Raw genomic sequence first — 8,366 nt, forward strand, 5'->3', positions numbered from 1 at the left:
AAAAAAGCCTAACATTGAATGTTAGGCTTTTTGCTATTCCAAAAACCACGCTATTGATTAAGACTTATCACGAATCAGTTTATAGTTTAGGAATTCAGTGATACCAAGCGTACCAAGCTCGCGGCCAAAACCTGAGCGTTTGACGCCGCCAAATGGCGTATTGGCCTCAGAACCAGAAGGGGCATTGATAGTCACCATACCGACGTCTAGTTTGTCAGCAATCTCAGCAGCCAGTGCCGCATCTTGCGTTTGGATAGACGCACCCAGACCGAAAGGCACATCATTGGCAATCTTGATAGCATGTTCGATGTCATTTGCTTTGTAGACGACCGCCACAGGGCCAAACAGCTCCTCACGATATACATCCATGGATTCAGTCACATCAGTCAGTACCACAGGCTTAAACCAAGCGCCAGGTTTGTCTTTGACCATGCCGCCTTCTACCAATACTGTCGCACCTGCTTGAATAGCGCTGTCTAGCTGCGCTTGCAAGTTGACCGCAGCGGCTTTTGATGACATTGGGCCAATGAACGTATCTTCTTTAAGCGGGTCGGCCAAAGTCATGTTACTGACCGCATTGGTAAAGCCTTCAACGAATTTGTCATAGACTGATTCAATGACGATTAGACGCTTAGCAGCATTACAGGCTTGTCCCGTATTACCAAAACGACCAGAGATAGCGCCTTGTATCGCCTGCTCGATATCGGCATCAGCTGCGACGATAAAGGCATCTGAACCGCCCAATTCTAAAACAACTTTTTTGAGTGCGCCGCCAGCTTCTTTTGCGACCGCTTGTCCAGCGCGCTCAGAACCTGTTAGTGAGATACCTTGTACTCTGGTATCGTTAATGATGGTCGCTGATTGCTCATTGGTCGCAAAGATATTGTTATACACGCCCTCAGGTACGCCTGCATCTTTAAAGATATCAACGATGACTTCTGCGGTATTTGGACACTGCGGTGCATGTTTTAAGATAATCGTATTACCCGCCATAAAGTTTGGCGCGACAAAACGGGCGACTTGGTAATGCGGGTAGTTCCACGGCATGATACCTAATAGTGCGCCCACAGGGTGTTTTTCTACCGACGCTGACCCTGAATCAACCTCAATGGTACTGGTTGCCAGTAGCTGCTCAGCATTGTCTGCATAGTAGCGATAAATATCAGCCACCAGACCAATCTCGCCTTTCGCTTGGGCAATGGGTTTGCCCATCTCGTTGGCGACGATACGTGATAGCTCATCTTGGCGCTCAAGATAGATATCAGCGATTTTATGCAGTAATGCACTGCGCTCATTCAATGGCACTTTACGCCAATCTTGATAAGCAGTGTCTGCTTGCTCAATGACTTGCTGGATATCTTGTTCAGTGGCGGTAGGGTAAGTGGCTTCTACTTCACCAGTGGCTGGGTTATTAACTTGATAATCGCTCATGTTATGTCCTTTATTTTAAAATATTATTGGGTTCAAAATCCATTTGGGTCTATATTTTTATGCGGGTACTTTTAATTAAAGCTTTTGATTAATGCTTTTGATTAATGCTTTTGATTAATGCTTTTAGTTATTGCCTTTGATCGATGATTTTGGTTGCTGCTGTGTAATACAGTGAATATTACCGCCACCAAAAACAATCTCTCTTGTTCGTACTCCCACTACTTGATGTTGAGGAAAGACTTTTTCAAGCTGCTCGATGGCAAGTGCATCATTTATATCATCATATTGTGGTACGATGACCGCGTTATTACAAATCAAAAAATTGGCGTACGAGGCGATACAAATATCACCTGTTAGGCGTGGTTTGGCATCGTCAGACTGGACAATGTCGTACTCATCAGGCAAGGTCACTGGCTGCTGAGTACAGCACAGCTTATGGACTTTTAGTCGTCTGCCTTTTGCATCGGTCATATTTGAGAGCTGCTCGTAGGCTTTTTGCGTTGCTTCATAGAACGGGTTCTCAGGATCATCCGTGAATAAGCAAACCACTTCACCAGGGCGCGCAAAGCAAGCAATATCATCGATGTGACCTGTAGTTTCATCAGGATCGATACCATCATCGACCCAGAGCACTTTTTGGACATTGAGGTAGGCTTTTAGCTTGTCCTCGATTTGCTGTTCGCTCAGATGTGGATTGCGCCCCGGGCTTAGCAGGCACATACGCGTGGTCAGAACCGTGCCTTCACCATCGACATGAAACGCGCCGCCTTCCATGACAAAGTCATCCGTTCGATAACGCGGAATATCTAGCTGTTCACACAGCCGTTCTGCGAGTTTATCGTCATCGTCCCATGGTGAATAGAGGCCATCATAGCCTCCGCCCCACGCATTGAATGTCCAATCACAAGCGCGTAGCTCGCCTGCGTCATTGATCAAAAATGTCGGCACGGTATCACGCGCCCACGCATCGTTGCTAGGCATAGAGATAACGTCGATATCATCAGGTAAGCTATCGCGGCACTGCTGATAATTATCAGGATTGACCAGTACGCCAACGTCACAAAACTTGTTAATTGCCAATGCAACATCAGCATAAGCCCTCTTGGCAGGGACTGCTTGTTGTCGCCAGTTGTCAGCACGGTACGGCCAGACCATCCATACCTTTTGTATTGGCTCAAACTCTGCTGGCATGTAAAAGCCATCTTGCTGCGGGGTTGAGTCTGTCAGTAATATAGACATAAAAACACCTTATCGCACACGAGCGACTATGAAAATAGTGAGAGTAAATTAAAAATATAGAGAGCAGGTTAACCGTGAGTGAGCAGCGTGCCATACATCGATGGACGACGATCACGGAATACACCCCACTGCTGACGTTCGATAGCCAATTGATCTAAGTCAAAGGTAGTACTAATCACTTCGCTGGCATCTGCTGACGCTTCTTTTATAATGTCACCGCGACCATCGGTAATGAACGAGCTACCATAAAACTGCATCGTGCTGTCACTGCCATTTTGGCTGATAGTCTCAATACCAATACGATTGGCTGCAATGACTGGCATTAAGTTGGCGGCAGAATGGCCTTGCATACAGCGCTGCCAATGACCTTTTGAGTCGATACCGAGTGTCGGCTCATCACCAATGGCAGTGGGGTAAAACAGCAACTCGGCACCCATCAATGCCATGCTACGAGCGCATTCAGGGAACCATTGATCCCAGCAGATACCGACACCAATCTTAGCGTATTTGGTTTGCCAAACCTTAAACCCCGTATCACCAGGGGTAAAGTAAAACTTCTCGGCATAAGGAATACCATCTGGTATATGCGTTTTGCGATAAGTGCCCAGTATCTCGCCATCGGCATCGATCACAGTGATGCTATTAAAGAAAGTATTGCCTGATTTTTCATAAAAGCTAATCGGCAATACCACTTCTAACTCTTTCGCTAGCTTTTTGAAGTGATTGATAGCTGCATTATCTTCGACTGAAGTCGCCAGTTTAAAATAATCAAAGTCATGTACTTGGCAGAAGTAGGGCGTCTCAAACAGTTCTTGAAGCAAGATAATATTGGCACCATCGTTGGCCGCTTTTTTGACCAAATCAGTCGCGGTCGCAATGTTTTGCTGGATATCCCAGCCGCATGTCATTTGCGTGGTCGCCACAGTAACGTTTCGCATGATGTAAACCCTTTCATTAGTAGATAAGTAATATCTCTATGTAAATGATGATTCGTATTTGCTAACGAACAATTTCTCATCATTCGTTAGTGTATAGCGACAATAGTTAAGCTCATGTTTTATAGGCTTAAGCCATCATATAGCCCAATCCTAAGAAGGTCACGACGGACAGTCCTGCACCTAACATCGCATAAGGGAACTGGGTAAAGGCATGCTGCATGGGTGAGCAGCCAGCACCTTGCGCGGCAAGTAATGATGAATCACTAAAGAAACACGCATGACTACCGAATGATGAGGCTGATAACAATGCGCCAATCATAAGTGGTGTGCTTACACCAAGGGCGAGCGATATTGGGAACACGATAGGCATCGCCAACACGTATAGACCCCAGCTTGATGAAGTGGCAAAGGTCAAGAAGGCCATGACCGCAAAGATAACCGCAGGGAAGATGATAATGGTCATATAAGGCGTGATAGCCTCAATCACATACATGGTCATACCAAGCTCATCGTTGATTGCTTTTAAGAAAAATCCACCAATAACGGTTGAGAGGGGATAGAGCATGACTTTAAAGCCTTTAAAGATGGCTTCAACTTGTGTCTCAAAACTCAAGATACCTTGCATCCAATAGACAACGACCGTCACAAAACAGGTCAATAATGCCCCGCGTAACAGATCGATTTCAAAATAAACCGTTGAGACAATCAACAAGATCATCGGAAAGGCAAAGTTAGTGATATTGGCTTTGAACGACAGTTTGCGTTTGGCTTGGACGTTTGAGATCAGTTGCTCTTCGACAAACGCTTCAGGGACAGGGTTGCCAGCTTTGGCGCGTGCTTCCGCTTTTTTCATTGGCCCCCAGTCGCCCAATATGCCATATGCTACCAAAAATACAATAAGCAGAGCGAACCAAGCATAAGCCATGTAAGGGATTGCGCTGATATAAAGCCCGATACCTTCACCGTCTGCGGCCACGCCATTTTCTTCTAGTAAACCTGAAAAATAGACTGCCCACGTAGAAATCGGCACGATGATACACATAGGGGCGGCGGTTGAATCGACGATATAGGCAAGTTTTTCACGAGAGACGTTATAGACATCGGTGAGTTTTTTAACCGACGTAGATACGGCGAGACAGTTCAAATAATCATCGATAAAGACCACAACGCCCAAAGCGAAAGTGGCCAATAATGACTGACGACGCGACTTAATGATTTTTTGTAGCCATTCACTAAAGCCATCAAGGCAGCCACTGATTTCAAGCAGCTGAATCAACCCGCCCATCAGACCACAGACGAGGACAATCCAAATAATGGTTTCATTACCCAATACCATCGACATATTGTCTGCAAAAGGGGAAACCAGATCAAAGGGGTTGAGCATCACAAGGCCAGCGACACAGCCTGCGATCATCGACTCAAACGGTCGCCTAGAGACAATGGCGGTGACCAGCACCAATAACGTGGGTAATAAAGACAAAGCGCCCCAAGATTCATCTGGGCCACGGCTAATGGATAACCAAGCAAAAGCCAGATAGATGACGACGGCTACTATGACGGTGAGAAAGACTCGCTTGTTATGATAGTGCCCTTCGACAGCATCATTGAGTTTCATGTTCATACTTACGCTCCCTGTAAAACCTCATTTTAGAACAAACTCTATTTTATGGTTGATGTTCGATAGACAGTAGCGAATCAGCTTTCTATCGAGCCCTATCACAGCAATCCGTTGCTATGACAGGTTAAGGTAACGACAGCTCTTCACAGTAAAGCGTTTTAGGCAACGCTCATCATTCAGGGCTTTTGAGGTATTTACATACCAGTGGTGTCTTTTAGTGCATACCACCATGAGCCCATGACAGAATAAGGTACGCGTAGTGCCCTGCCACCTGGGAACGGAATCCAAGGAATTTGTGCAAAGGTGTCAAACTCTTTGGTTTTGCCATTGATGGCATCGGCCAAAATTTGTCCAAACAGGTGTGAGCCTGTTATGCCGTGACCACTATAACCATGGGCGAAATAGACCCGCTCATGTAGTTTGCCCATTTGTGGTACACGCGAGAAAGACAAGGCAAAGTTACCACTCCACGCATAGTCGATTTTGACATCGCGCAGCTCTGGAAAAATCTTATTCATATTGGGTCTGATTTTGGCCGTGATATCAGCGGGATCTTGACCACCATAGACTGTACCGCCGCCAAACAACATCCGTTTGTCTGCTGAGAGACGGTAGTAATCAAGAATGTAGCGAACATCCTCAACACAGACATCTGTGGGGAGGAGCTGATCGGCTAAAGCACCCAATGGTTCGGTCGCAATAATCTGCGTCGATACAGGCATGACACGGTCGGTCAGCTTAGGAATGACTTTATTGAGATAAGCGTTACCGCATAGAACGGCTTGCTTACAAGTCACCGTGCCAAACTCAGTAATGACTTTGATAGAGTCGTCAGCGTATTCGATATCTACGACTAAGGTGTTTTCATAAATCGTGCCGCCACCTTGTTCGATCGCCGCCGCTTCACCCAGTGCAAGGTTTAATGGATGAAAATGGCCACCTGAATGATCGATGACGCCGCCCACATAAGCATCTGATTTTATATGCTCTTGGATGCCGTTTTTGTCCAGCATTTCTCGGTCGTGCATACCGTGGCTTTCCCACAGTGCATGCGTTTCTTGTAAGTCTTTTAGCTGCCCGTTGTTTAACGCGGCAAAGATGTTTTTTTCTTTCAGGTCGCAGCTGATATCGTAATCGCTGATGAAACGACGAATGATTTTGCCACCGCGAGTCACTAACTGACCGACGAAATCTGCACTTTGTTGCCCATAAGATTTTTTGATTTTTTGCAGGCTGGCATTTAGACCGTTGACGATTTGACCGCCGTTACGACCTGACGCACCCCAACCAATCTGTGCGCCTTCAAGCACGACGACTTCATGATCTGTTTCGATAAGGTGCAGGGCAGTCGATAGGCCGCTATAACCGCCCCCAACCACACAGATTTCTACTTGAATGTCGTTTTTTAGCGTTGGTCTATCAGGCTTAGGGTTACGACTGGCTGCATAATAACTGTCGGGATATTGACCCTTATCTGAATAATGTGGAATATTGCGCGTGTTATTAGAAGATGGGTTTTGGTTCATTGCCATACTGCTATTTGGGTTGCTATTTGACATATCAAACATCCTGTAAATAGGTGAGGTACTCAAGGTTGGTCACTTGCTGAGCAAAGCGTTTGGCTTCTTGCTTTTTGACCGCAATCAATAGTTCAATCATCTCGCTTGGGAATAATGAATCGACAATATCGCTGTTCTCAAATTGACGAATGGCTGAGAGCCAATCTAACGGTAAAGTTTTCAGCTCTGCTGCATCATAAGTAATGCTATTAATCGGTTCAGGCGCTTCAAGCTTGTTTTCGATACCATACAGCATACCTGCTAGTACCGCGCTACAAACTAGATAAGGGTTGGCATCCGCGCCAGACACCCGATGTTCGATACGGCGTGCTTTTGAGTCGCCACCTGGGATACGCACGGCTGCGGTACGGTTTTCATAACCCCACGACACGTTGTTGGGGGCCAATGTACCGGGGGTAAAGCGGCGATAAGAGTTGACATGTGGTGCAAATAATAAGGTGCAATCTGACATGGTCTTTAGCAGTCCAGCGACTGCATGACGCAACATATCTGAGCCTTCATCTGACCCATCATCGAAGACGTTGTTGCCCTCTTTGTCCAATAAGCTGCAATGCACATGAAAGCCATTACCAGACTGTAGACCAAAAGGTTTTGCCATAAAGGTCGCGGTAAGCTTGCGACGAGCTGCCACGGCTTTGACCACTTGTTTAAACAAAATCGCATCGTCAGCAGCTTTTAAGGGGTCATCCACGTGTAATAAATTGATCTCAAACTGACCACAACCATTTTCTGCCAATGCTGCATCGACAGGAATGTCGAGCTTTTCGCACTGCTCGTAGACTTCATCTAAAAATTCATCGAATTGCAATAAATCATTGATACTTAAAATAGAGGTTTTATTCAGTCTCAACCCGTTTTTGGGGCGAATGGGCGGTTTGGGTGTCTCTCCCTCGGTATAGTCCACCAAATAAAACTCTAGCTCGGTTGCCATCACTGGTGTCAGTCCCAGTGCTTTGAATTTTTTGCTGATGTGGTCCAAAACGTGGCGGGCATCACCGTAGTAAGGCTCATTGTCTTCGGTATATAGCCAAATCGGCAGTAGCGATGAGGGTGCACTGGTATTGAGAAGGGGATAAGCAGCGCGACCAGTTGGACGGGCAATGGCATCTATATCGCCATTGCACTGCGAAGACTCGATGACATCAGCGCCCCATATATCGACACCTAAGATTGACAGAGGTAATCGAATTGCCCCGTTTTCTGCTTTTTCCATTTGATCAAAAGGGATGCGCTTACCACGAAGTAAGCCATTGATATCACCTGCGGCAACATAGACGTATTCAGTGTTGTTTGCAGATTTGACCATTCCATTGGTTGTCATCATGTCTATTCTTCCTATGAATTTTAGAATTACGGGATTTGTTACTGCTACTACGTTTTGGTTGTGGCGTCTAAATTCTCTGTTAGTGACATTTATAACGAACACTTGATAGATAAGCGTTTGATAAATGACGGGTTGGATATGAAGCATTTTTATTACTGATAAATTTTTTGTCAATGATATTAGTAACTTATGGATATTACTCTCAGGCATTTTTAATCAATCTAAAAGTTAAGCTC

6 protein-coding genes are annotated in these 8,366 nt (G+C 45.7%); all 6 read right to left on the reverse strand.

Annotation, left to right across the window (positions count from 1 at the left end; translation table 11 throughout):
* Positions 1-57: 57 nt before the first annotated feature.
* The 6 genes from QL982_RS08975 to QL982_RS09000 all read right to left on the reverse strand — a co-directional run bounded on the left by QL982_RS08975 (position 58) and on the right by QL982_RS09000 (position 8,130).
* Positions 58-1,431 (reverse strand): NAD-dependent succinate-semialdehyde dehydrogenase, encoded by a 1,374-nt coding sequence (locus tag QL982_RS08975; RefSeq protein WP_290164346.1) that lies wholly within the window; start codon positions 1,429-1,431, stop codon positions 58-60.
* A gap of 123 nt (positions 1,432-1,554) precedes the next feature.
* The gene (aguA, locus tag QL982_RS08980) at positions 1,555-2,670 is read right to left on the reverse strand and encodes an agmatine deiminase (RefSeq protein ID WP_290164347.1); all 1,116 of its coding nucleotides are present in this window, start codon (positions 2,668-2,670) and stop codon (positions 1,555-1,557) included.
* 68 nt (positions 2,671-2,738) lie between these two features.
* Entirely contained in the window at positions 2,739-3,611 is an 873-nt protein-coding gene (gene aguB, locus QL982_RS08985) for an N-carbamoylputrescine amidase (RefSeq protein WP_356645389.1), read from the reverse strand.
* Positions 3,612-3,735: 124 nt separating this feature from the next.
* Positions 3,736-5,229, reverse strand: coding sequence for a Na+/H+ antiporter NhaC family protein (locus QL982_RS08990; RefSeq protein ID WP_290164349.1), 1,494 nt, complete (start codon positions 5,227-5,229; stop codon positions 3,736-3,738).
* Positions 5,230-5,420: 191 nt separating this feature from the next.
* Positions 5,421-6,785 (reverse strand): FAD-binding oxidoreductase, encoded by a 1,365-nt coding sequence (locus QL982_RS08995; RefSeq protein ID WP_290164350.1) that lies wholly within the window; start codon positions 6,783-6,785, stop codon positions 5,421-5,423.
* Between the two features lies 1 nt (position 6,786).
* Complete coding sequence (locus tag QL982_RS09000; RefSeq protein WP_290164351.1) at positions 6,787-8,130, reverse strand: glutamine synthetase family protein; 1,344 nt, start codon at positions 8,128-8,130, stop codon at positions 6,787-6,789.
* Positions 8,131-8,366 lie beyond the last annotated feature (236 nt).

This window comes from Psychrobacter sp. 5A.1 (genome assembly GCF_030407455.1).
Classification (GTDB): Bacteria; Pseudomonadota; Gammaproteobacteria; order Pseudomonadales; family Moraxellaceae; genus Psychrobacter.